At 68.6% G+C, this 23,322-nt stretch carries 18 protein-coding genes and 1 riboswitch; of the genes, 1 reads left to right on the forward strand and 17 read right to left on the reverse strand.

Translation table 11 applies throughout. From position 1 onward, the window contains the following. The first annotated feature begins 22 nt into the window (after positions 1–22). Positions 23–1,222, forward strand: a complete 1,200-nt coding sequence (locus A5706_RS23645; protein WP_068136140.1) for an NAD(P)/FAD-dependent oxidoreductase — start codon at positions 23–25, stop codon at positions 1,220–1,222. Between the two features lie 4 nt (positions 1,223–1,226). Here A5706_RS23645 and A5706_RS23650 read toward each other — a convergent pair whose 3' ends face one another. The 17 genes from A5706_RS23650 to A5706_RS23730 all read right to left on the reverse strand — a co-directional run bounded on the left by A5706_RS23650 (position 1,227) and on the right by A5706_RS23730 (position 23,320). Then, entirely contained in the window at positions 1,227–1,934 is a 708-nt protein-coding gene (locus A5706_RS23650; RefSeq protein ID WP_068136143.1) for an MgtC/SapB family protein, read from the reverse strand. Positions 1,935–2,059: 125 nt separating this feature from the next. After that, positions 2,060–2,386 (reverse strand): DUF732 domain-containing protein, encoded by a 327-nt coding sequence (locus A5706_RS23655; RefSeq protein WP_068136146.1) that lies wholly within the window; start codon positions 2,384–2,386, stop codon positions 2,060–2,062. 27 nt (positions 2,387–2,413) lie between these two features. Further along, a complete protein-coding gene (locus A5706_RS23660; protein ID WP_068136149.1) occupies positions 2,414–3,817 on the reverse strand; it encodes a PPE family protein in 1,404 nt (467 codons plus the stop codon). A gap of 35 nt (positions 3,818–3,852) precedes the next feature. Continuing rightward, on the reverse strand, positions 3,853–5,160 hold the full coding sequence (locus tag A5706_RS23665) for a PPE family protein (RefSeq protein WP_068136152.1): 1,308 nt from the start codon (positions 5,158–5,160) through the stop codon (positions 3,853–3,855). A gap of 959 nt (positions 5,161–6,119) precedes the next feature. Further along, a complete protein-coding gene (locus tag A5706_RS23670; RefSeq protein ID WP_068136154.1) occupies positions 6,120–7,325 on the reverse strand; it encodes a PPE family protein in 1,206 nt (401 codons plus the stop codon). Positions 7,326–7,716: 391 nt separating this feature from the next. Continuing rightward, a riboswitch (M-box (ykoK) riboswitch) is annotated at positions 7,717–7,892 on the reverse strand. A gap of 71 nt (positions 7,893–7,963) precedes the next feature. Then, positions 7,964–9,232: a PPE family protein gene (locus A5706_RS23675; RefSeq protein WP_068136157.1), complete on the reverse strand. Its 1,269-nt coding sequence runs from the start codon at positions 9,230–9,232 to the stop codon at positions 7,964–7,966. 613 nt (positions 9,233–9,845) lie between these two features. Then, complete coding sequence (gene eccA / locus A5706_RS23680; protein WP_068136161.1) at positions 9,846–11,681, reverse strand: type VII secretion AAA-ATPase EccA; 1,836 nt, start codon at positions 11,679–11,681, stop codon at positions 9,846–9,848. Beyond that, positions 11,678–12,883 (reverse strand): type VII secretion protein EccE, encoded by a 1,206-nt coding sequence (eccE, locus tag A5706_RS23685; RefSeq protein ID WP_068136164.1) that lies wholly within the window; start codon positions 12,881–12,883, stop codon positions 11,678–11,680. The genes eccA and eccE overlap by 4 nt, the downstream gene beginning before the upstream one ends. A gap of 19 nt (positions 12,884–12,902) precedes the next feature. Beyond that, on the reverse strand, positions 12,903–14,789 hold the full coding sequence (locus A5706_RS23690; protein ID WP_068136167.1) for a S8 family serine peptidase: 1,887 nt from the start codon (positions 14,787–14,789) through the stop codon (positions 12,903–12,905). Then, positions 14,767–16,284 (reverse strand): type VII secretion integral membrane protein EccD, encoded by a 1,518-nt coding sequence (gene eccD, locus A5706_RS23695; RefSeq protein WP_068136170.1) that lies wholly within the window; start codon positions 16,282–16,284, stop codon positions 14,767–14,769. Before eccD ends, A5706_RS23690 begins: the two co-directional genes overlap by 23 nt. A 269-nt stretch (positions 16,285–16,553) precedes the next feature. Then, the gene (locus tag A5706_RS23700; protein WP_067012971.1) at positions 16,554–17,456 is read right to left on the reverse strand and encodes an ESX secretion-associated protein EspG; all 903 of its coding nucleotides are present in this window, start codon (positions 17,454–17,456) and stop codon (positions 16,554–16,556) included. Between the two features lie 90 nt (positions 17,457–17,546). Further along, positions 17,547–17,831 (reverse strand): WXG100 family type VII secretion target, encoded by a 285-nt coding sequence (locus tag A5706_RS23705; protein ID WP_067004763.1) that lies wholly within the window; start codon positions 17,829–17,831, stop codon positions 17,547–17,549. Positions 17,832–17,881: 50 nt separating this feature from the next. Continuing rightward, positions 17,882–18,178: a WXG100 family type VII secretion target gene (locus tag A5706_RS23710; protein WP_066914021.1), complete on the reverse strand. Its 297-nt coding sequence runs from the start codon at positions 18,176–18,178 to the stop codon at positions 17,882–17,884. A gap of 227 nt (positions 18,179–18,405) precedes the next feature. Next, on the reverse strand, positions 18,406–18,705 hold the full coding sequence (locus A5706_RS23715; protein ID WP_066912455.1) for a PE family protein: 300 nt from the start codon (positions 18,703–18,705) through the stop codon (positions 18,406–18,408). Between the two features lie 354 nt (positions 18,706–19,059). Continuing rightward, positions 19,060–20,283, reverse strand: coding sequence for a PPE family protein (locus A5706_RS23720; protein ID WP_068136211.1), 1,224 nt, complete (start codon positions 20,281–20,283; stop codon positions 19,060–19,062). A 57-nt stretch (positions 20,284–20,340) separates the two neighbouring features. After that, a complete protein-coding gene (locus tag A5706_RS23725; protein ID WP_068136173.1) occupies positions 20,341–21,585 on the reverse strand; it encodes a PPE family protein in 1,245 nt (414 codons plus the stop codon). 520 nt (positions 21,586–22,105) lie between these two features. After that, the gene (locus tag A5706_RS23730) at positions 22,106–23,320 is read right to left on the reverse strand and encodes a PPE family protein (RefSeq protein ID WP_068136176.1); all 1,215 of its coding nucleotides are present in this window, start codon (positions 23,318–23,320) and stop codon (positions 22,106–22,108) included. Between the last annotated feature and the right edge of the window lie 2 nt (positions 23,321–23,322).

Genomic DNA, 23,322 nt, shown 5'->3' on the forward strand with positions numbered 1-23,322 from the left:
GTACCAATGAGGTGTTGAGCGCTTGACCGCAGTGGTGGTAATCGGCTCGGGGTTCGCCGGGTTGTGGGCGGCACTCGGCGCCGCGCGGCGGCTCGACGAGCTCGCCGTCCCGGCCGGCGCCGTCGACGTCACCGTTGTGAGCGCCAAGCCGTTCCACGACATCCGGGTGCGCAACTACGAAACCGACCTGACGCCCTGCCGGATCCCGCTCGCCGACCTGCTCGACCCCGTCGGCGTCGCCCACGTCACCGCCGAGGTGACCGCGATCGACACCGGCTCCCGCACGATCACCACGTCGACCGGCGCCACATACGGCTACGACCGACTGGTGCTGGCGTCGGGCAGTCACGTGGTCAAGCCGGACATCCCGGGGCTGCGGGAGTTCGGTTTCGACGTCGACACCCACGACGGCGCCCTTGCGCTGCAGCGGCACCTGCGCGAGCTCGCCGACGAATCGCCGACGCCCGCAGCGGCGACCGTCGTCGTGGTCGGTGCCGGACTGACCGGCATCGAGGCGGCCAGCGAGCTGCCAAACCGGTTGCGCGCCTTGTTCTCTGGGCGGGGCGTCACCCCGCGCGTGGTTCTCGTCGACCGCAATCCCGCCGTGGGCTCCGACATGGGGGCGTCGGCGTGCCCGGTGATCGAAAAGGCCCTGTCGGACAACGGCATCGAGACCAGAACGGGCGCAGGCGTCGTCGAGGTGACCGAGCGGGACGTGACGCTGTCCTCGGGTGAGCGGCTGCCGGCTGCCACCGTGGTGTGGTGCGCGGGCATGCGGGCGAGTTCGTTGACCGAGCAACTCGGGGTGCCCCTCGACCGGTTCGGCCGGGTACGGGTCGACGACTACCTGCGGATCGCCGACGTGCCCGCGGTTTTTGCCGCCGGCGACGTGGCCGCCGCCCGAATGGACGACGAGCACCTGTCGGTGATGTCCTGCCAACACGGGCGCCCGATGGGCCGCTACGCCGGCTACAACGTCATCAGCGACCTCTTCGACGAGCCGATGCTTGCCCTTCGAATCCCTTGGTATGTCACAGTTCTCGACCTCGGACCCGCCGGAGCGGTCTACACCGAGGGATGGGATCGGACCGTGGCGTCGACTGGGCCCCAGGCCAAGGCGACGAAGCAGACCATCAACACCCGGCGCATCTATCCCCCGCTGACCCGCAGCCGCGCCGACCTGCTGGCCGCCGCCGCGCCGGAGCTGCAGGCCCGCCCCTGACCGCTCAGTCCGCCTGCGCCTTCTCCCCGGCGTACCACTGCACCGCTCGGACCCCCGGCTGCAGGGAGAGCTCGGCGACCAGCCGCTCGAGCTTGGCCGGTGTGTGGCCGTCCATCAGCAGGTGCGCGGTGAGGGTGATCTCGTCGTCGGCGGCATGTCCGGTGTGGATGCCACGCAGCGTGATGTCGTTGCCGCTGGCGTGCTGGACGATGTGGGTGCGCGCGTACTTCTCCGATTTCGGGCGGCAGACGACTTGGACGAGGTAGGGCTGCACGCCCTCGTCTTCCTCGACGACGTCGTCGCGGTCGATCAGCCGCCCGAGCGGGCGGCCGAACAGGTGGATCGCGATGACTGTGCCGGTGGCGATCAGGGTGAAAACGAGGTGACCCGACGCGGCCAGCACCCCCACCGCCGCCGAGCACCACAGCGTCGCGGCGGTGTTGAGGCCGCGGACGTTGAACCCGTCGCGCAGGATCACGCCACCGCCGAGGAACCCGATCCCGGACACCACGTAGGACGCGACACGGGTGGGGCTGCTGTCCTCGGTGGCGACGGCATAGAGCACGAATAGCGTCGCTCCGCCGGCGACCAGCGCGTTGGTGCGCAGCCCGGCCATGCGGGCCCGCCACTGCCGCTCCAGCCCGATCAAGGCGCCACATCCCACGCCGACGCCGAGTCGGAGGGCGAATTCGGCGACGCTCAACGTCTGCATGACACCCCCACCTCCTTCCCCCAGCGGCCGGCGGCAGCTAAGCACGGCCAGGTGAACGGCAGGTGGACCGCACCCGATCGGGTCGCCTCGTGGTCACGCCGCGGACACCGGCAGTCAACTTGGTGCTAGGCCTTGGAAAGCTGGTGCGGGCAATAGAATTTCGCGGCGATCATCGCGAAGTTGGATGCATTCTCCATGTCCATGCCGGGGTTGTGGGTCTTCACGTCGTGGACCAGCTCGAGGCCCGATTCGCCGTTGTTCAGGCAGGTGCACACCGCTTTGCCGGACGCGACGGCGGCATCCGGGCTGGAGTAGCTGATGCCGACCTGGTGCAGCGCAGCGAGGAAGCCCGCGTCGTCGCCCTGGGGTGGCGGCGGCGGGTCGGCGTGCGCGGGCACGGCGAGGCCGATCATCATGGTCGCGGCGCCGGCGAGCGTTAGCAGTCTTTTCATTCGTCACCCTCCCAATTCGGTTGCGCCCTAACCCGACTGCGCATCGGACGGTACGACCTGGGGCCTGTCACCCTTCCTGAGGTGCACCGCGTGAATGCCGGGCTTCTTGGCCAGCTGCTCGAGCAGCGCGTCGAGGCCGTCTTGATCGACGTTGTGGTGCTGGACGCTTTCGGGCTTTTCGGATATCTGCGCGACCAGCCGCTTGAGGTTTTCCGGCGAGTGGGCGTCTTTGAGGTCCTTGAGCGGTTTGATCCGGCCGCGCACGCCGGTGCCGCTCAGCGCGCTGGGGGCCCCCGCGCCGAACGCGCTGCCCAGCATCCCGGCCACCGACATCGAACTGAGCAGCCCGCCCTCGCCGAGCGCGGCGGCCGGGACCGCGTCGGGGCCGGCGGCCGACAGCGCGGCCGCCACCGTCCTGATAGCCGGGGTGGACGTGGCCCAGCTCGGCGGGACCGACAAGTGACCGACCAGCGTGCCGGCGTTCCCCATGCCCGCCGAGACGGCGTTGTAGAGCGTGCCCCGGCCGAAGCCCAGCGCTCCCAGCCCGGCGCCCAGCGCGTCCTTGGGGAGCGCGGCGTACGCAGCCGGGGGGGCGAACTTGAGCCACTGTGAGACCGGGAAGTTGATCAGCAGCCCGATGTCGTTGAAGCCAGTGGTGAAGCCAAGCGGAACCTTGACCGCGTTGTAGAGGTTGGTAATCAGCGTGGATGCCCCGGTCCCGAAGAGGGAGTTCAACAGGCCGTTGATGGTGGACGTGTAGTCGCTGCTGAGGTTTGCCAGCGTCGTCAGCAGCGGGTTGCCGATGGTGAGCGGGTTGGCCGCTTCCGTCAACAGTGTGCCCACCGTGCCGGCCGGGGTGGCGGCGGCTTGGGTCACCGCGGCAGCCTGGCCGGCGACTGCGCCGGCATTGGTGATCTGCGGCGCCTCGGTGAACGGGGTCACCTTCGAGGCTGCCGCCGACGAGCCCGCATAGGTGTCCATGGCCAGGGCGTCCTGGGCCCACATTTCGGCGTACTGGACCTCGGTCGCTGCGATCGCCGGGGTGTTCTGTCCGAAGACGTTGGTGGCCACCAGCTGCGCCAGCTGGGTGCGGTTGGCGGCGATCTCCGCCGGGGGCACGTGCGCAGCGAACGCCGTCTCGTACGCGCTGGCCGCCGCGGTGGCCTGAGTGGCGGCTTCGGCGGCCTGCGCGGCGGTGCCCTGCATCCAGGCCAGGTAAGGCGTGACCGCGGCGGCCATGTTGACCGATGACGGGCCCACCCAGGCGCCGCTGGTCAGGCTATCGATCACCGAGGTATAGGAGGAAACGGCGGACTGCAGTTCGCCGGCCAGCCCCTCCCAGGCGGCAGCGGCCGCCCGCAGCGACCCCGATCCCGGTCCGGCGTACATCCTTCCCGAGTTGAACTCGGGCGGAAAAGCTGCGTAGAACATCGTCTATTCCCCTTGCCTGGTTTCGGTCATGGCCGTCAGTCCTCCAGCGCGGGGATGACGATGATGGTGGCCGCCGCCGGGTCGGCCGCGACGACGCCGCCCAACGAGGCCGCGGTGGCACCACTGGCGCCGGCGGACTGGAAGGCGGCGGCGCCGATCGCGCGTCCGGCCAGGCTGGACAGGGCCATCTGGCCGAAGACGCCCTCCTCTCCGGCGAGCGCGGCCGGCGCGGCCGCCGCGTTGGCGGGTAGCACCTGGGCAAGCGTTTTGATCGCGGGGGCGGCCTCGGTCCAGCCCTGCGGCACCGACAGGCCGCTGACCAGGGCCGCCTTGCCCATTGCGCCCTGGGCGCCGACGGCGGAGCTGAGCATCGACTTCACTGCGCTGGCGCCTTGCGTCAGCGGCGCCAGCGCCCCGCTGATGGCTTTCGGGCCGGCGAGGTAGGCGGCGGCTGCCTGCCCGTTCTGGCCCCAGGCATAGGCCTGACCGAACGACAGGAAGGGGCCGCCGGGTATGGAAGTGAGCCCTTGAAGCGAATAGGGCCCGGAGGCGAAGGTCGACGTAATGGTGTTCCAGTTCGTCAAGTCGGCCTGTAGTCCGGCTGGCAACGACAGCGAGGAGGTCAATTGAGGCAAGTTGAGCCCCGACAGCAGGTTGGTCGATCCGGTCGTCGGCGAATTCAGGAGGCCGCTGCCGAGGCTTTGCAGCGCCGTCGGTAGGGAGTTGATCAGGTGCGACAGCTGCGTGCCGATGTTCAAGCCGCTCGCGCCGCCGGTCTGGGAGACGGCGGCCGCCTGGGCGGGCGCGGCCGCGGCGTTGGTGGTCTGCGGCGGCTCGGTGAACGCGGTGAGCTGGGACGCGGTCGCCGACGAGGCGGCGTAGGCGTACATGGCGGCGGCGTCCTGGGCCCACATCTCGGCGTATTGGGCTTCGGTGGCGGCGATGGCGGGGGTGTTCTGGCCCAGGAAGTTGGTGGCGATCAGCGCCATCAGCAGGGCGCGATTGGCCGCGATCACCGGTGGCGGCACCGTTGCCGCGAACGCGGTTTCGTAGGCGCCGGCGGCGATCTTGGCCTGGCTGGCGGCCTCCTCGGCCTGCGCGCCGGTCGCGCTCATCCACGCCACATACGGCGCGGCCGCGGCCGCCATCGCGATAGAGGAAGGCCCCGTCCACGGCCCGGTGGCGAGGCTCTCGATCGTTGCGCCGTACGAGGCCGCCGTCGACTGCAGTTCCGTCGCCAACTCGTCCCAGGCCGCCGCGGCTGCCAGCATGGGCCCCGACCCCGCGCCGACATACATCCGCCCCGAGTTGATCTCCGGTGGTAGCGCCCCGAAATCCAACATCTATTTACTCCGCTCCCCTTGAGTGGCCGCCATGGTAGGCGCGGCTTTCTGGCCCGTCCGCAACCGCGCGGCAGCTCTAATGGAATCCATGGAATCCGCTGTTGAATTCACGCATTGATTGGACGTGTGTGAGGACGACAGGGTTCCACACTCCTATCCGAAATGTGTCAGAGGCGGCGGTCCGCCCGGCGTTCAGGCGGCGCTGCCTAATGTAGCGATCATCGTGATCGGAACGTATTCGCGCTGGGTTCCAGGGACGTAATAGTAAAGTAAACGACAAGTGTCACCGCGCGAATATGCCTGTGAGAATGCTGCTGATCAGCTAACAGATCCCGCTGCGAAATGCATTGTCCAGCCGACCAGTAGCCGATTCCCAGCAACCGGACAGAAATGGAATCGAAGTTCGTCGGGTTTTTGGCGCAATAGACCGGCCGACCGACGATTGCCGGCCGTTAATCGTTGCCAACGGGACTCAATAAATGAGGTGCCCACATCCGCCGCTATTGCACACGGCTAAGCAATGAACATATTCGACAAGTATGAACTGCCTTAATGCCGATAGTTCTCGAGTTCGCCAGCGCTTACCTCGGAGGTTGGCTCGAGCGCTCACCGTGATTCTTGTGAAATTCAATTAATCCCAGGTCGGGCCGACAGCGCCGTCGGCGTTCGCCAGGTTGCTCTCGGTCGTCCGCATCCTTTGCCGGCGCGCGTTCGCTTTGGCCCTGGCATCGTCAGCGGCTCCTTCGCCGAGTGGATAGCTTTTCGTCATCTGGTGCTTCCCTGAATTTCACCTAGCGTACGCATTCGTCGCTGGCGGAACGCTGATTTGCTGCTGGAAGTTTGCTGTGAGCCGGTTAGGGCCGATTTGCCGTGCTCATCGCCCCGGGCAAGCGCCCGGGAGGCATGACCGCGAGGTTGCGGAAAGCTCAATCCGCGCGAGTAACCCTGTGAGCGTCGTTCTAACCGGCCGCCGGGGGTCGCGCAACGAAGGTAGGACGGAAGCCGTACTGCGGCACGGCGCGCCCATAGGGTTGCGCACCAGTGGCCCCGATCGGCATCCCAGGCATGCCGGCCGCCATGGCCGGGGGTGCCACCATGGGCGTCCCGCCGAGCGACGAGGCCAGCGGGCCGGCCAGTGGCGCGGGCGCGGTCCAGCTCGGCGGCACCGACAGCGCACCGATCATGGGCGCGTGGCCGACGCCGACGGAGACGGCATTGCCGACGCCCTCGACGGCAGGACCCGCCGCCGCCGCACCGATCGCGTCGCCGACGGCTTGGCCCGCCGCGTCGGCCGCGTCGCCTGCGGCGGCCCCTTGGCCCAGCAGGCCCAGGAATGGGGCCAGCGTGTTGCTGGGCATGTAAAAGCCGGACGAGAAAGCGGTGTTCCAGATGTTGGCGTTGGGCCCCCACTGCGCCCAAAGGCCGTCCAGCGTGGCGGATCCCGACCCGGATCCCGTCAATAGCCCCACGATCTCCGACGCAGGCGTCTGCGACGATGCCGGCGACGCCAGCCCCTGCAGCGCGGAGGGCAGCGCGGACATCAGCTGTGTCAGCGTGCCCTGTTGAGTCCCGGCCGGAGTGGCGATGGCCTGGGCCACCGCGGCCGACTGTGCGTCAGGCCCACCGGGGCTGGTCGTCTGCTGCGGCTCGCTGAACTGGCTCAGCTGGGCGGCGACCGCCGAGGAGGCGGCGTAGCCGTACATCGCGGCCGCGTCTTGGGCCCACATTTCGGCGTACTGGGCCTCGGCGGCCGCGATCGCCGGGGTGTTCTGACCGAGGATGTTGGTGGCGATCAAAGCCATCAGCTGGGCGCGGTTGGCCGCGATGACGGGCGGGGGCACCGTCTCGGCGAATGCGGCCTCATACGCCGCCGCGGCGGCCTCGGCCTGTGCGGCGGTCTGCTCGGCCTGCTCGGCCGTCGTGCCCAGCCAGGCCGCGTATGGAGCGGCGGCGGCGGCCATCGCGGCAGACGCCGGGCCGTGCCATTCTTCACCGGTCAGCGCGGTCAGCACCGCGCCGTACGACGTTGCGGTGGAGCGCAATTCGGCGGCGAGCCCATGCCAAGCCGACGCGGCGGCCAGCATCGGGCCCGAGCCCGCCCCGGAGTACATCCGGCCGGAGTTCACTTCCGGTGGGAGCAGTGCGAAATCGAGTGCAGCGGTCATCGTTGGCCCCTTCCCCTAATGGGCCGCGCAGGTGGCGTGGGTGCTGAATTGTGTTGTGGCTACGGCGAAGTCCGCCGGGCGTGCGAAGACAAGCGACATCGGACTACTCCTCGCGGAATGAGGGTGACCCGTGCCGGCCGGCAATTATGGCTGGTTTCAGCGCAATTCGAGAGACGCGGTCCGCTGGGCGGACGCGCCTGTACGAGGTCTGTCGGGGTTAGCCGCTCAGACGGTCAGAAAGGGGCCGGGGCCGGATCGAACCGAAATGGTCGATTTGGAATACGGACTATCGTCGAGACTCATTTCGCTCTCACCTCCTCACAGCCTGGGCACACGGGGATGCCGTTATCTCACACAGCGGGGAGAAGGGCCCGGGCTGAAACTCCCGGAGACCGCACCCCTCTCGACAGAGCTTTGGCACCACACGGCGTATCCGGTTCACCTGAGCCGGAAGCCACTTGGGCTCAACCCTTAATCCGGGAAGAGCTGTCCTGACCCTGGGCGTCTTTCGACGTTCGAGGTCAGTGGCCTGTATCCGTGCAGACGCCTCACCTAGCGAGGTGCTTGCACAGGCCATCGTGGCACCCGGACGGTAGATCAGTCAAACCAACTGCCACACGCTCGCAACAAGCCCGCTGTCACCCGGCGGCCGGGGGACGCGGCATCACGGTCACGCGGAAACCGTAGCGGGGGCCGTGGCCGTAGCCACCTCCGGCCGTGGCGGCGGGCATCCCCGGCATACCGGGAATCGGCCCCGGGCCGGCCTGCGGCGCGCCGGCGCCCGGGCCGACGGCGTTGGTCCAGCCACCCCCGGCGAACGTCGCCCCGGCGTGGTTCTCCACCTGGGCGGCCGCCGTCCAGGCCTGCGGCACGGACAACCGACCGACCAGCGTCGCCTGATTCGTGCCGCCCGAAATCGCTCCGCTCAGGTCGCCCGCTATACCTCCCGGGGCGGCTCCGGGCGTCAACAGCGGCAACCACGTCGCATTCCCGGCGCCGGCGCCCATCGGTGGCAGCGCGGTGGCCCCGGGCGTCGCGGAGACCGCCACCGCGTTGATGTCCGACATCCCGGCCGTAACTGCCGGTTCGATGATGGCGGGGCTCACGTACCCGGCCGAGACGAACCCGTTGACGAACGAGGAGTTCAAGAAGGTCCCGATCGCGTTGCCGTCCGCCCCGTCCAGGAAATTCAGGATGGCGTCGAGGAATCCCGCCCCCGGGATGCTGGCCGCGGGGTTCGCGGCGGCCGAGACCGGTGACGAGAGTCCTTGCAGCGCAGTCGGTATCGCGGACAACAGCTGGTCCATCGTCTGAGAGCCGGTGCCCGCCGCGGTGCCGGTGGCTTGGGTGACCGCCGAGGCCTGGGCGGCCTGCCCGGCCGGATTCGTGGTCTGGACGGGTGGGTCGAACGGCGTCAGCGTGGAGGCCGCCGCCGAGCTCCCCGCGTAGCCGTACATCGCCGCCGCGTCCTGGGCCCACATCTCGCCGTACTGGGCCTCGGTGGCTGCGATCGCCGGGGTGTTCTGCCCGAGGAAGTTGGTCGCAACCAGCGCCGCGAGCAGGGCCCGGTTGGCCGCCACCTCCGCCGGCGGCACCGTCATGGCGAACGCCACCTCGTAGGCTGCCGCCGCGGCCGCCGCCTGAGCGGACGCCTGCTGGGCGAGTGCCCCGGTGCTGGTCATCCACTGGACATACGGCTCCGCGGCGGCGCCCATCGACGCGGAGGCCGGCCCCATCCACGCCTCGCTCGTCAGCCCGGTGATGACCGAGTCGTACGAGGCCGCCGTCGAACCGAGCTCCGCACCGAGCGCGGCCCAGGCCGTCGCGGCGGCCATCATCGGCGCCGAGCCCGGCCCGGCATACATCCGGGCGGAGTTGACTTCTGGTGGTAGTGCTCCGAAATCCATTGCCGCCACCCCCTTAACCTGCCGTCACGGTTTCGGCGACGCGCATGGTTGCGTTGCGCAGTGATTTCCGTTGTGTTACAAAGAAATACATCGGACTTCTCCTTTGAAAGTGGATAGTCCGACCCGGCTACGGGCAGGCGGCCGCCGAGCTATGTCGGGTGTTGCCGATTCAAACGGCGGCCAGCGCGCCACGACCGGATCGGAAAGAAACGGTCGTTGTTCTCATGCGTTAACGGTCAATTCGGCCAGTACGCCCACCTCCCGTCGTGGCCAGGGGCGCTCACGCAAGTGCGCCATGGTTGCCCGAATCGGGACGAGACCCCCGGCGAAACCATGCGTGGGGCAAAAGCCGCCTGATTGCTGGGCGTCTTGCGACGATAGACCTAAATCCCCTTCTCAAGACCCATTTCCGCGGGGAAACTGTGCTCGGCGATGAGCATTGAGGATCATGGTGGCACCGGCGCCGACGCCGGGCAATGCGAACCGCTCATCCACTGAAAATTAATAGAAAGCTCATAGAACCCGACGACGATCCCTGACCGCCGCGGGAATCAAGATCTGCGACGGGGCCACCGAAAGCAATTGCGGCCGTTTGCCAGTCGGAACGAGCGGTTTAGGGCGACGGCTTCTTCTCGGCCACGGCCGTGCGAATGCCCTCGAGGAGATCCTCGGCGGTCAACTCCTTGAACCGGAGCAGCTGGGCCTCGCTGAACTCGCTGAGATCGCTCGACAGGACGGCATCGAGGTCTTCGTCATCGAGCCGGAAACTCCGGTGGTCGCGCGCCTTTTCGACCACGTTGCGCACGAAGCCGGCGTTGCCGAGCGTATCGATACCCCGAATCAGATCGCCGTCTTCGGAATAGCTCTCGTCGAGGTAGAACTTGGTGTACGACGGCAACAGGGCGTCGGCGGCCTCGTCGGTGATGACGTCCTCGTTCTCCCGGCCCATCAGCTTGGTCAGCGCGACGAGTTCGTCCGGGGTGTAGCTGAAGAACTCGATCACGGTCGAAAAGCGCCGCCGCAGACCCTGATTCACCTCGAGCATCTTGTCCATCGCCTTGGCGTAACCCGCGCCGAACACCACCAGCTCGTCGCGATGGTTCTCCATGTACAGCAGCAGGGTGTTGATGATCGCGTTGCCGTACGGGTCGCCCTGGTGGTATCCGCTTTCGTGCAGGGTGTGCATCTCGTCGAAGAAGACCGCTCCGCCCAGCGCCCCCTCGAGCATCTCCTCGGTGTTCTTCTCGGCGTCGGCCATGTACCGCCCCAGCAACTTGGTGCGGCTGGTCTCCACCACCAGCGGCTTGCGCAACACCGTGAGCCCGCAGAGCTGCTTGGTGAAGGCCCGCGCGACCGACGTCTTGCCGGTCCCCGGAGGCCCCAGGAGCAGGGTGTGGCGCGAGGTCACCGGCACCGGGAGCCCCATCTTCTCCCGGGCCAAGTTGACCTTGGTGGTCGACTTGATGAGCTTGATTTCCCGCTTGGCGCGTTCCATGCCCAGCATCGCGTTGAGCTCGGCGTCCCCCTCGGCCAGATACTTGGCGGCCTCCTGGGCGTGGCGGGCGGCCTCCGTCTGCGCGCGCGTCGGCGCGCTGTCCGGATCCCATGGGTCGGTGCGGGCCTCGATCGTCTCCGGATCGGTCAGCACCAGCCGATAGTTAGGGTTGTCCAACGCTTCTCGGGCCGGGGCGAACTTCGGGTCGCGGGAGTACACCCGACGCAACAGCTCGATGGCCTCCTCTTCGCGGCCGACGTGGCGCAGGCACATGCCCTGCGTGTACAGCGCGATGTTGGCCGCCCCCGGCACCCGGTCGCCCTCGACGGCGTCCTGGCCGCGCCGGAACGCCTCCTCGAACACGCCCAGCGAGGCCAGCGCGGTGGTCGCCATCGCGGCGCCTGCGGCCTTGAGCTCGGGGTGCCGCCAGGTCTTGCCCTCGGGAAATTGGACGAGCACGTCGGGCCAGCGCCCGGTGCGGAAGTACAGCACACCCCGCACGTAGTTGACGACTTCCTCGTCGAACGGATGCCGGGGCTCGACGCCGTCGAGCAGCTTCGCGGCTTCCTCGTAGCGTTTCGCCTCGGCGAGCACGGCCGCGTATGCGCACGCCAGCGACTCCACGCTGGTGACGGCCAGCCGCAGAAACAGACCGTCGGAGACCTCGGGCCGGAACTGCAGGTCGGTCACCCCGAGACGGCGCGTCTCCCAACCGAACGTCCGGACCGCCGCCCACGCGCCGGCGAGCACCTCGAGGCTCTGCTCCCCGGCCAGCATCCGCGCCAGCCAGGCGTCGCACATGCCAGGGTCGAGCGTGGTGGCCGTGTTGAACATCTGCGCAGCCACCTGCGGGTTGTGGCTGGGCTGTAGCCCGTTGACCGAAATACCGGACGCCAAAAGCCCGGCGACCATTGCATTACGGGCGTCTTCGGCGGTGGATTGCGACCGCGTCATTGCGCCGCAGACACGCTCGCTGCGCTCTCCCGCTCCTGACCGACCGACAGCACCAGATCGTCATCGTCGAGCAACGGACGGCTGGGGACGATTAAGAGCGGGCGGGCCGCCGGGGCGGGCAGGCTGGCGCGTACCGCCGCCAACTGGCGGCCGGTGAGCCGGTTGAGTCCCGACCACACGCTCCTGGGGAGGCGCTGCTCGCTGTGGTAGCGCACCCAGGCCGACAGCTGCGGGCGGCCGGCGCTGGTGATCAGACGGATCGTGACGACGGCGGCGCCGACGTCGGGCTGCAACAGCTCTTCCAGTGTCTCGGTGGTGATGTCCGACGGCGTCAACCAGAAGCTCGCGGCGAACCCGTTGAAGTGCTTGAGGTGCCGCCATCCCGGGCGACTCCACGTCGGTTCGAGGTCGGCCAGAACCGCGCTGTCGACCTCGGCGAGCTCATCGGCGGTCAACGGCCGAGCCACGCAGTTTTGCCCGTCGAGGTCTTGGGCAAGCCGCTCGGTGGCCGCCACCAGGGTCGACGCGAGCGAGTCGCGGGCGGCCACGGCGGCGACGTTGCGCTGCGGGTTCATCCGCAGCACCAGCCAGGTGCGGCGCACATAGGAGGTGGGCTGGTCGCTCACCACGCCCCACTCATCGGGTCCCCAGTCGTCCAGCTTGGACTTCTCGGCCGCCCCGGATTCGGGGCCGCCGCGGCGCACCTTCATCGAGACGATGTCGATGCCATCGAGGTGGATGTCGAACTGGCGCAGGCCCTCAGCGACCGCGTGCACCGGCAGGATGGCCGCCGTGTTCCGGTGCCGATGGCGGCCGGACGCGTCGTCCTCGCCGCCGTCGACCGCGATCACGCTCACCAGATGGCCGTCGTACTGGCGTACGCCGACCTTGTCGCGGCCGAACCGGCGCTGGTGGTCGATCGCCGGCGTGCAGCCCGCCGTGAGCGCGGTGCCCGGGTCGGCGGACCAATCCCACAGCCAGGTGGCCAGGCCGGAGGTCACCGTGAGGCCGTGGTGGGTGACCAGGGACAGCAGCGTGACCACCGCCGCCAGGCCTACCCCGACCCAGAACGCGATGTGGTGCTCGCCCTGCCAGGAGGCCGGGCAGTGGCTGGCCACCAACAGGATCAGGATGTCGACGACAAACACCGCGGTGACGCGCGGCCACGACAAAGACAATCCAAAACTTCGCTGAGCCTTCATACCTATTGCTGCTCCGACCTCATTGCTGCTTCCGTGTCCGCTTCATGAACACTGCTATACCGAACACGGCGCCGCCGATCAGTAGTGCGGCGGTCAACCCTCCGGCTGCCACCCATACTGGCACCATATCCCGGTGCGGGGCCGCTTTAGGAATGTTCAACGGTGCCGACAGCTGTTGCGGCGGCTTTGCTGGACCTTCCGGTACATCCCACGTCAACGCCGCCACCGGATCGATGACACCGTAACCGACCTGGTTGTCCACCCCGCGTGCCGGCGCCCGGGCGGTGCGCTCCAACCGGTTGATGACCTGATACGCCGATAGCTGCGGGTATTTGGCGCGGACCAGGGCGGCCACCCCGGAAACGATCGCGGTCGAGAAGCTGGTGCCGGCCGGAACCAGCAGCGTGTTGTCGGGGCCGTCGATCGCGTTGATCAAGCCGTCGTCGCGGGGGGAGAGGCCGATGACGTCGGTCCCCGGCGCGGCGATTCCCACCCACGGTCCTGCGACGCTCGTCGTCCCCTGGCCTTGACCGCCCTGGGTGAGCGGTCGGCCGTCGTTGTCGACCGCGCCTACCGTCAGGACGTAGTCGCTGAACCAGGACGGCGTCACCACGGTGCCGACCCCGCTCCAGTCACGGGGATCCTTGGGCTGCATGGGGTCGAAGGCCGGGTTCTGCTTGCAGTCCTTCTTGCTGGTGTCGCCGGCCGCCGCCACGATGACGACGTTCTTGTCGACCGCCGCGTAGCGCACGGCGGCGCCCAACGAGCGCTGATCGATGATGTTGCGCGAGCTCATGCAGGTCACGTCGGAGATGTTGATGACCGTGGCGCCCAGGTTGGCGGCGTGCACGATCGCCCGCGCCATGGTCTCGACGTCGTCGATCTTTGCCCGCGTCTGCGGGTCCTCGTCGCCTGTATAGGCGTCCTTGAGGCCGAACGCCTGGCTGGACTGGCGGATCGCGATGATGTCGACGTCCGGGGCGATCCCGCTGTACGCGTCAGGCGCCGACGCCGGTGCCGGGGGCGCCGGCGGTGGGGGCGGCGGCTTCGGCGGGTCGAGCGGGAGCGGGTTGGCCGGGTTGTCAACACCCACGACGCGCCCGCCACCGGAATAGCTGGGTATCGTCACCGTCCCCCCGCCGCGGTTGGCCGACGGCGCCTGACCGGGCCCGGCCTGCGGTCCCCCGGGGGGCGTGCCCGGACCGGCCGGACCCGCTGGTGCAGGCGGACCCGCCGGTGCAGCTGGACCCGCCGGTGCGGCCGGCGGGGGCGCCCCGAACGGCCCCGGCGGAGGAGCCTCCGACGGGGGCGGCGCGGGGACCATCGTCACGGTCTGAGGCAACGGCGACAAGGTCACCGTCTGTGGGGGTGGCGCTTTCGGCGGCGGCTCCGTGGTGGGAATCGTGACCGGCTTGCGCGGTGCCGCCGGCGGCGTCGCCGCACCGTTGGCCGGGGCCGCACCGATCATCGACGCCACGATGGTGCCATGCGCGTCGCAGTCCGACAGCCCGTCGCCCGACATGATGTAGTCGCCGCCCGGGATGAGGTGCGGAAACCGCGGGTGCGGGGTGACGCCGGTGTCGATCACGGCGACCTTCTGACCCGCGCCGCGGCCGAACTGCCAGGCCTCCTGCAGGTTCAGCATGTCCATGTACTTGGGCTGCAGCCGGAAGTCGGTTCCGGGCAGCACGCCGACCTCGGTGCAGTAGGAGTTCTGCTTCATCGGCGCCGGCGGCCCGGGCGGGCCGTCCGGCGGCACCGCCCCGGGATCAACCGTCGGCGGCGAGATCGCGTAGGCGGGTGGCAGACCGGCTAGTGCACCTGAAGTCAGCAGAAGTGCGGCGACGGTCGCGCGGGATGCGCGACCGCGCCACACCTTGCTGCTAGCGATAACGGATCGCGGCATAGACATTCATCAGCCACAATGCCAGCGGGAAGATCGGCATCAGGCACAGGTACTCGATGTATTCCACGAACTTGCGGAACAGCGGGCTGTAGATGGTGTTGGGCACCACCGCCGCGGCTGTCATGCCCGCGGCCGGCAGCAGGACCAGGATCGCCACGCTGATCGACACCGCCAGCGGAGACTGCAACCCCAGCGCGTAGCGCACCACGATCGCGGTGACGATGAGCACCGACGTCGCCGCCAGGGTGATCGCCTGCCAGCGGTCCACGTACGAGCGGCCGCGGAGCATCAGGAAGCCGGCGGTGAAGCCCGCCAGGATCAGCGGCAGCCAGCGCTGGAACGTGTGCGGGTCCGACAGCGCGGTCAGCGACACGATCATCAGTATGCCGAGCCCCAACAGCAGGCCCGAGAGGAACGAGCGGGCGCGCTCGGCTTGCAGCACCACGTCCCGAACGGACGCCGGCCCCTCCAGGACCGGGGCGCCACCGTCGGCGCGCGTCACAGTGGTGGGCAGGTCCGGTCGCGCCTCGAACACCCACCGGCTGGTGGCCGACGGGAAGACGGGCAGCCGGATGCCGGCCAACCGCCGGGACAGCGCGGGCGCGCACTGGTAGCCGAGCACGCAGACCAGCACCACGCAGCTGAAGTTGGTCACCGCGCTGGTGTTCGCGACCATGCGCGCCAGGCTGGCGATCGCCGCCACGGCGCTGATGGTCACGATCGCGGTGTAGATGGCCAGCCGGCGACCAGTGAAGCGCAGGTTGAGCGACGCGCCAACCGCCAGGACGCCGAAGCCCAGCACCGCTTGCGGCGAGCCGACGCCGCCCGGCGGGGCGGAGGCCGCGGCCACCGTGAGCGGCGCGAGGCCGCTCAGCAGCATGATGTCGGCGACCAGGCGGTCCGAATCGGTCTTCGCCCGCATCGCGAGCATGATGGCCACCGTCAACGCGATCGCGGCGATGATCGCCGAGTACACCGTGGGCAGCCACGAGTTGTGGTGCCAACGCCACCAGCCGAGCAGACCCGACGCCACGGTCACGCCGATGGCGACCATCGAGGCGCCCACCTGGACCGCGACGACCGGGTCGATCGCAGCGAACCGCTTGCTCAGGTTTGCCGAGACGGCAGTGGAGATGTGCTCGATGACTTGCGACCGGTGCTCGGTGTCCGGCAGGAACCGGATCCACAGCCGGTCGCCGTCGTAGATGTCTTGCTCGGTCAGCGACTGCGTGGCCCGCAGCGGAGTGCCGTCGACGAGGCACAGCGACCACCTGCCGCGGCCGGTGGCCTCCAGTGGGGTCTCGCCGAGTTCCCGCAGCCGGCTGTTGACAACCTTCAACAGCGGGTCGGTCATCACCGAGACCGGTGCGTTGGCGTCCAGCAAGACGCCGATCTGGACACCCTCGCCGGCCATGACGCCGACGACTACCGCCCGAGGCTGTGCAATTCCCTCGATGTCTGCCTGTAGGGCATCAGCTACGCCGACTGCGGTCATCGCCCTGCACCCCCTGCCATTGTGAATGTGTAACCCCGTGTCGCCAGGCGCTCGAACGCCCCGGACGCCTCACTCGCCGAGGCGCTAAGGCCCCCTGAGAGGTACAGCCTGACCATTTCGGATTTCATCTGCCTCGCCTTGCGCTAAGGAGTTGTGGTGACACTGCTTTGAAGATTTGCTGTGATGATTCTAGAGAAGTATGCCGTCTTCGCATCCCGACCGCATGTTGTCGGCAAAAGCGTTGGTAAAGTTTATGTTTCGCGGCCACGTCACACCCTGCTGTGGGTTTTCCACTCGCCGTAGGGCAGCGTGTCCAGCACGGTCTTGATGCCAACCTGCACCAGTTGCGGGGTCGCCGGGCAGATCGCCAGCCACGCCTCCCCCGAACCCGCCGTGCGGGCTTGCTGGTACAGCGCGATGCGGCCGCCCGAACCGTCCTTCAGCGACAGGACCGAGGCGCTGGGGCCCTTGGCGTCGTCCCGGTATTGGCGCGCGTAGACGGCGACCTCGGCCGCGGGGTCCGACAGCGCCTGGCCCAGGGCGGCCACCGTCGCGGCGCTGATGCCCATCCGCCGCAGGTCTCCCCCGGAAAAGACGTTGAAGCCGGATTCCTGCCAGGACTTGGTCGCCTCCAGCATCTCCTCCAGCGGCACGTTGACCGCGTTGATCGCCGCGGGCTCCGCATGGTGGATCGACTCCAGACCGTCGATCACCAACGACGCGATCGAGGCGCTGTCGGCGACGGCGACGTCGTCGACGGTGATGTCACTGCCCACCCGGACGGCCGACACCCAGTGCTGGCCGCGGCGGGCCAGCACCACGCGGAACTCGTTGTCGGGGATGTCGCGCGAGCCGGGGGGCTGGTTCTCGTCGTCGACGACTCCGTACAGCAGCTTCCCCCGCGACAGCAGGGCCACGACCTCGAGGTCGGGCGCGGCGAGGACCCGCATTCGAGCCGCGACTTGTTCGTGCACCTCGTCGCCGACCACGATGCCCTGCTCACGCATCACCGCCATTCCGGGGTGTTCGTTGAGCCAGTCGCTCGAGTCGGTGGACACGAACGGGCGGCAGCGCAATTCCGGCGCGACGTGGCGAATGTCGAGCAGCGCCTGAAGCATCCAGAAGCCGTCGACGTTGACGGTGATGTCGGTGCGGGTGCTCTGTTGGTCCATCAATAGCCTCAGAAGTGGTCGAAGTTATGGAAACCGCAGGACGCGGCAGCACACCAGGTTTCGGTGTGCTGCCGCGCCTGAAGTTGCGAGCTAGGCCCAGCTGGAGCCGACAGCGCTGTCCGTGCTGGACATGTTGCTGCCCGCCGTCTGCACCTTCTGGCCGTGAGCATTGGCCTGCTCGTAGATCACCTGGAAGTTGCGACCCAACTGGGTGATGAACTCCTGGCACGCCACCGAACCGGCGCCACCCCAGAAGTCACCAGCAGCCAGCACATCGCGAACGATGGCCTGGTGCTCGGCCTCCAACGACGCGGCCTGGGCGCGAATCGTCGCACCATGGGCGTCCACATCGCCAAACTGGTAATTGATTGTCATGTTGGTGTTCTCCTAACGTCTCAAAGGGTACGCAACCTGCGCTTTTCGCGCTAGCTGCCGAGGATTTGCTGCGAGGCCTGCTCTTGCTGCTCGTAGTTGTTCGCGTCGCGGATCAGCCCGTCGCGCACACCGTGCAGCATGTTCACGATGTTGCGGAAGGCCTGATTCATCTGACCCATGGTGTCGTAGGAGGTCGCCTGCGCCTGGCCACTCCAGCCGGCACCGGCGATGTTCATCGACGACGCCCACATCTTGCGGGCCTCGTCCTCAACGGTCTGCGCGTGGACCTCAAAGCGCCCCGCCATCGCCCGCATCTCATGCGGGTCAGTCATAAAACGTGTTGCCATGTTGGCTTTCTCCTTAATTCTGAGTGACTTGTATTCGGTTGTGAGTGACGCTGGCCGAACGGTGACGCGCTAGCGCACCGTCAAGCCACATATAGAAAGACTTCCCCCGTACCGTCGGCCGGCGCCCGACGTGCGGACGTCAAGCGCCAACCGCGGCGATTGCATCGACGTGAGTTCGGATCCCGGCCCAGCCGTCAGACCCGACATTCCAGAACCGCTGAACCTGATCAGCCGGCGGCCGCAGCGTTGGCGGCTTCGGTCGCGGCGTACGAGCCCGAGCTGATTCCCAGCGTGCTCACGAACTGCTCGTGGATCGCGGCCGCCTGGGCGCTGACGGCCTGGTACATCTGCGCGTGGGCGGCGAACTGGGCCGCGGTCAGCGCCGATACCTCGTCGGCAGCTGCCGGCACTACGCCAGTCGTGGGCGCGGCCGCGGCCGCATTCTGCGCGCTGAGCGCCGAGCCGATCCCCTGCAGGCTCCCGGCCGCCGCGGCCAAGGCCTCCGGCTGTGTGGTCACGAACGACATGTTTTTCCCTCCTCGATTGTCCCCCGCACTGCTCTGTGCAAGAGAGTAGATGACAGCATCCGTTTCAAGCTGATTCCGAGTCCACCTGTTCGCAATTGTTCACTGGATGGCACGGCGAATTCACTTTTAGTAACGACACAGTAACAGCGCCTGGCCGCTATCGCTGGCGTTCACAGGACCGTCACAGCAAACCTGGAAGGTCGACCCCTCCGGATTGCCGTCGAAGGCCGGTTGGCCAGCACGTATGGAGCTTAGCACCGATGCGGTGAAATCGCGCCGGAGCAAATGTCTTTGCCGGGCCCGCGGCGAGGGCCCGCCCGGGCCGAGCGTCGGAACCATTCACCGGTCCGCCCGCTAGCCGGCGGCCGGCGGGCGGGCCATGACGACCGGTTTGAATCCGTACCGCGGTCCCGCTCCGGATCCGCCGGTGCCCGCCCCGGCCAGCGGCATGCCGCCCAGCAGGTTGCCGGGCGCCGCGTCGGGCGCCTCCCGGACGTTGCTCACCGGGATGGCCGTCGCGTGGCTGGGCGTCGAAACCGGTCCCGACCATGAGGCCGGTACCGTCAGCTTGCCGATCGAGGTGGCGCTGCCCAGGTGCGCCGCCACCGGCGGGGCGCCGCCGCCGAGCAATCCGCCCAGCCCGGGCAGGCCCTTGGGGACGGCAGCCGCGGCGGCCGGCACCGCCCCGCCGAGCGCGCCCACGGTCTTCGCGGTCTGCGTCAGCGAGTTGCCCATGCCGATGCTGAAGTACGGCAGACCCTCGGTGTTGTAGAGGACGCCGGCGTAGGGCGACCACGCCGACATGAAGGCGGAAAGGCTGGCGCCCGGGAACGACGGCGATCCGAAGAGGACCTGCCACACGGCGGACAGCGGCCCGTTGGCCGATGCCAGATACCACCATTCCTGTTGGAGCGGCGTGTAGAAAGGCGACGCCAGGCTCGCCAGTTGCGCGGAGATCTGGCTGATGGCGGTGTTGATCTGGTTCTGGATCGAGCTGACCGACGTGGTCGCGGCGGATGTCGTCGCGGCCGCCTGGATCGTCGAGGCGGCGGGATTCGCCACCGTCGGTGCCGAGGTGAACGGCGTGACGTTGGACGCCGCCGCCGAGTTACCGGCGTAGCTGTACATCGTCGCGGCGTCCTGGGCCCAGAATTCGGCGTACTGAGCTTCCAGCTGCGCGATGATCCCGGTGTTTTGCCCGATGACGTTGGTCGCCACCGCCTGGGCCAACTCGGCGCGGTTGGCCGCGATCAGCGGCGGGGGCACGATCGCGGCGAACGCGGCCTCGTAGGCCGCCGCGGCCGCGCTGGCCTGCGTGGCGGCCTGCTCGGCCTGGGCGGCGGTCGTACTCACCCACTCGACATACGGTTGCACCGCGGCGGCCATGGACCCCGAGGCCGGCCCGAGCCACTCCTCGCCGGCCAGCTGCGTCACCACGTTCTCATAGCCCAGGGCGGCCGCGTTCAGCTCGGCGGCCAACGAGTTCCAGGCCGAGGCCGCGGTCACCAATGGTGTCGAGCCCACACCGGTGTACAGGCGCGCCGAGTTGATCTCCGGCGGTAACGCACCGAAATCGATTGCCATGTCCTGACTCCTTCATCAGTCGCGGCCACGTTGGCCGCCTTGTACAGCTGGTTATCCGGCGGATGGTGGGCGGGCGAGCACGCTGCGCCTGAATCCGTATTCGCGGGGCGGAAAGGCGGAGCCCGAGCGTCGGCCGCCGGTGCCCATCGGCATGCCGCGCAGCAGCCCGTTGCCCGCACCCTGCGGGTCGGTGGCGTAGTCGACGGCGACCGCCTGGGCGGCCGATTCCTCGACCGCGCCGGGAGAGCCGGCCCAACCCTGCGGCACGGACAGCCCGCCGATCTTGGTGGCCGAGGACAAATTCGCCGCGATCCCGCCATGGCCGGCGGCGGCGCCGCTGCCGACGGCGCCTAGATGCAGGCCGGCAAACTGAGGTGTCGCGTACCAGGCGCCTTGCGCCCCGGCCGTCGTCCCACCGGGGCCGAAGGTGACCTGCTGCGCGATGGAGCCGAAGAATTGCATCAGCCCGGTGGAGAAGTAGGCGAGACCCACGGTGGTGCGCGACAGCGCGGTTCTGTTCGACACGTTGAGGGCGACGACCTGCTGCACGATCCACCAGTTGTACGGGTTCAGCTGCGAAGCCAACGCCCCGGCCGAAAGCTGTTGCAGCGCTTGGTTTATCGACGTGAAGACGGACGTGATGGAAACCGTGTCGGCGGGGGTAAGGGCAAGCCCCGGGGTGGCCGCGGCCGCCTGGGGAGCGCCGGTGCCCGCCGGGGTGGCGACGGCCTGACCGACCGCGATCGCCTGGGCGGCCAGCCCGCCTTGGTCGGTGGCCTGTGCCGGCTCGGTGAACGGGGTCAACTGTGTAGCGCTCGCCGAGGCAGCCGCGTAGCCGTACATCGCCATGGCGTCTTGGGCCCACATCTCGGCGTACTGGGCCTCGGTGGCGGCGATGGCCGGAAAGTTCTGTCCGAAGAAGTTGGTCGCAACCAGCGTGGCCAACAAAACTCGGTTCGCCGCGATCAGCGGTGGCGGCACCGTCAACGTGAACGCGGTTTCGAAGGCGGCGGCTGCGGCTCTGGCCTGGTTCGCGGCCTCCTCGGCGAGCGCCGCGGCGGCGCCGAGCCATGAGACATAGGGCGTGGCGGCGGCCAGCATCGATCGCGACGCCGGCCCCAACCAGGGGGCGCTGGTCAACTCGGTGATCACCGATGAGTAGCCCGTCGCCGTCAGACTCAACTCGCTGGCCAACCCATCCCAGGCCGAAGCCGCGGCCATCATCGAGCCGGAACCCGGGCCGGAATAGATCCGGCCCGAGTTGATCTCTGGCGGTAGCGCCCCGAAGTCCAACACCTATGAACCACCGGACTCGAACGACATGTTTTCTCCGCAAGTTCGGGCTGAAGACGACTTAGGGCAAGGAATTTTAGGAGGCTGTTCGCTAGAGAGGAGGCTAAGGCCCGTAATCCCGGCGCGGCGCAGGCCGAATTGCCCGGCCCGGGCGGCGACACCGGCACGCCCGGTGGCCGGAGAGCGACGGAAGCCTCGCTCGGTGAGGGGTAGCTCGCCGAAAAGCACCGGCCACCACCTGCGGAAATGAGTCATGGACGAGCCCTGCGCGTACCCAGCGCGCATCCCGAACCGGCCCGTTTTCGGGAGGGTCGGCGGGCCGAAAGTGACGAGGCCGGGTAAAAATCCGGCCGCAGTTAAAGCCGCCGAAGGGGTTGCCAGACGGGCGGCTCAGCCACCGCGAGCCGCGTTAGCGGAGTCCGGGTCGGCGCGCTCGTAGGGCGGCCGATGAGGCCCCGAAACGCCGTCGTGGGCGCAGGCATTATTGCCTGCGCCCACGACGGCAGTTGTGACGGAAAGGCGGCTAGCCACCCAGGGGCGGCCGGGCCATGACGGTGGGACGGAACCCGTACCGGGGACCGGCACCGCTGGCGGCACCGGAGCCGACACCCGCCAGCGGCATGCCGCCCAGCAGGTTGCCGGGTCCCCCGGCCGCCTCCGGCGCAGCGCTGATGCTGCTGACCGGAATGGCGTGGGCCGCGGCCGCCGTCGGGGCGGTGGCCCCGGTCCACGAGACCGGCACCGACAACTTGCCCCCGATCGACGTCGCGCTCCCCAGATGCGCCGCCGCGCCGCCGGCACCGCCGCCCAGCAGGCCGCCCAGTCCGGGCAGGCCCTTCGGGACGGCGGCCGCGGCCGCCGCCGGGCCGGTGATGGCGCCGAGGGTCTTGGCCATCTGAACACCGAAGTTGCCCATACCAACGCTGAAGTACGGCAGACCCTCGGTGTTGTAGAAGAAGCTCGCGTAGTTCGAGTAGCCACCCAGCGCGGTACCGATGTTCGACGGCAGGATCGTCTGGCCGGTCAACAGGAACCAGATCTCGCTGATCAACGGGTTGGAGTTCGAGAACTGCGAGACAAACGAGTTCGTCGTGGCCGGGGAGCCGAGCGCGCCCAGCGCCTGCTGAATCTGGGTGAGATAACTCTGCAGGGTCTGCTGGATCGAGGCCGCCGGCGCCGCGGATTGGGTGACGGCCGCAGCCGCCGGGTTGGCGACGGTCGGCGCGTTTTGGAACGGTGTCACCTTGGCCGCCGCAGCGGACTGGTTGGCATAGCTGTACAACGCCGAGGCGTTCTGCGCCCAGAACTCGGCGTACTGGGCCTCCAGCTGCGCGATGATCCCGTTGTTCTGACCCAGGATGTTGGTGGCCTGAGCCTGTGCCAGCGTGGTGCGGTTGATGGCGATCGCCGGCGGGGGCACGACCGAGGCCAGCACCGTCTCATAGGCCGCCGCGGCCGACTGGGCCTGGGCGGCCGCTTCCTCGGCTTGACCGGCGGTCGTCGTCATCCACTGCACATAGGGCTGCGCCGCCGAGGCCATCGACGCCGAGGCCGGCCCAAGCCATTCCTCGCCGGCCAGCTGGGTGACGATCTGGTCGTAACCCAGGGCGGCCGACGTCAGCTCGGCGGCAATCCCGTTCCACGCCGAGGCGGCCGCCATCAGGGACGACGAACCCGGTCCCGCGTAGATCATCGCGGAACTGACCTCGGGAGGCAGCGTTCCAAGATCCATTGTCATGT

The sequence above is a fragment of the Mycobacterium sp. E796 genome (assembly GCF_001672815.1).
Taxonomy (GTDB): domain Bacteria; phylum Actinomycetota; class Actinomycetes; order Mycobacteriales; family Mycobacteriaceae; genus Mycobacterium.

Coding starts and splice junctions, on each gene's coding strand:
- A5706_RS23710 (WP_066914021.1), bottom strand. CDS start 18,178: ATGGCAACACGTTTTATGACTGACCCGCATGAGATGCGGGCGATGGCG.
- A5706_RS23650 (WP_068136143.1), bottom strand. CDS start 1,934: ATGCAGACGTTGAGCGTCGCCGAATTCGCCCTCCGACTCGGCGTCGGC.
- A5706_RS23730 (WP_068136176.1), bottom strand. CDS start 23,320: ATGACAATGGATCTTGGAACGCTGCCTCCCGAGGTCAGTTCCGCGATG.
- A5706_RS23665 (WP_068136152.1), bottom strand. CDS start 5,160: ATGTTGGATTTCGGGGCGCTACCACCGGAGATCAACTCGGGGCGGATG.
- A5706_RS23675 (WP_068136157.1), bottom strand. CDS start 9,232: ATGGATTTCGGAGCACTACCACCAGAAGTCAACTCCGCCCGGATGTAT.
- eccD (WP_068136170.1), bottom strand. CDS start 16,284: ATGACCGCAGTCGGCGTAGCTGATGCCCTACAGGCAGACATCGAGGGA.
- A5706_RS23690 (WP_068136167.1), bottom strand. CDS start 14,789: ATGCCGCGATCCGTTATCGCTAGCAGCAAGGTGTGGCGCGGTCGCGCA.
- A5706_RS23655 (WP_068136146.1), bottom strand. CDS start 2,386: ATGAAAAGACTGCTAACGCTCGCCGGCGCCGCGACCATGATGATCGGC.
- A5706_RS23715 (WP_066912455.1), bottom strand. CDS start 18,705: ATGTCGTTCGTGACCACACAGCCGGAGGCCTTGGCCGCGGCGGCCGGG.
- A5706_RS23705 (WP_067004763.1), bottom strand. CDS start 17,831: ATGACAATCAATTACCAGTTTGGCGATGTGGACGCCCATGGTGCGACG.
- A5706_RS23670 (WP_068136154.1), bottom strand. CDS start 7,325: ATGACCGCTGCACTCGATTTCGCACTGCTCCCACCGGAAGTGAACTCC.
- A5706_RS23660 (WP_068136149.1), bottom strand. CDS start 3,817: ATGTTCTACGCAGCTTTTCCGCCCGAGTTCAACTCGGGAAGGATGTAC.
- eccE (WP_068136164.1), bottom strand. CDS start 12,883: ATGAAGGCTCAGCGAAGTTTTGGATTGTCTTTGTCGTGGCCGCGCGTC.
- eccA (WP_068136161.1), bottom strand. CDS start 11,681: ATGACGCGGTCGCAATCCACCGCCGAAGACGCCCGTAATGCAATGGTC.
- A5706_RS23700 (WP_067012971.1), bottom strand. CDS start 17,456: ATGGACCAACAGAGCACCCGCACCGACATCACCGTCAACGTCGACGGC.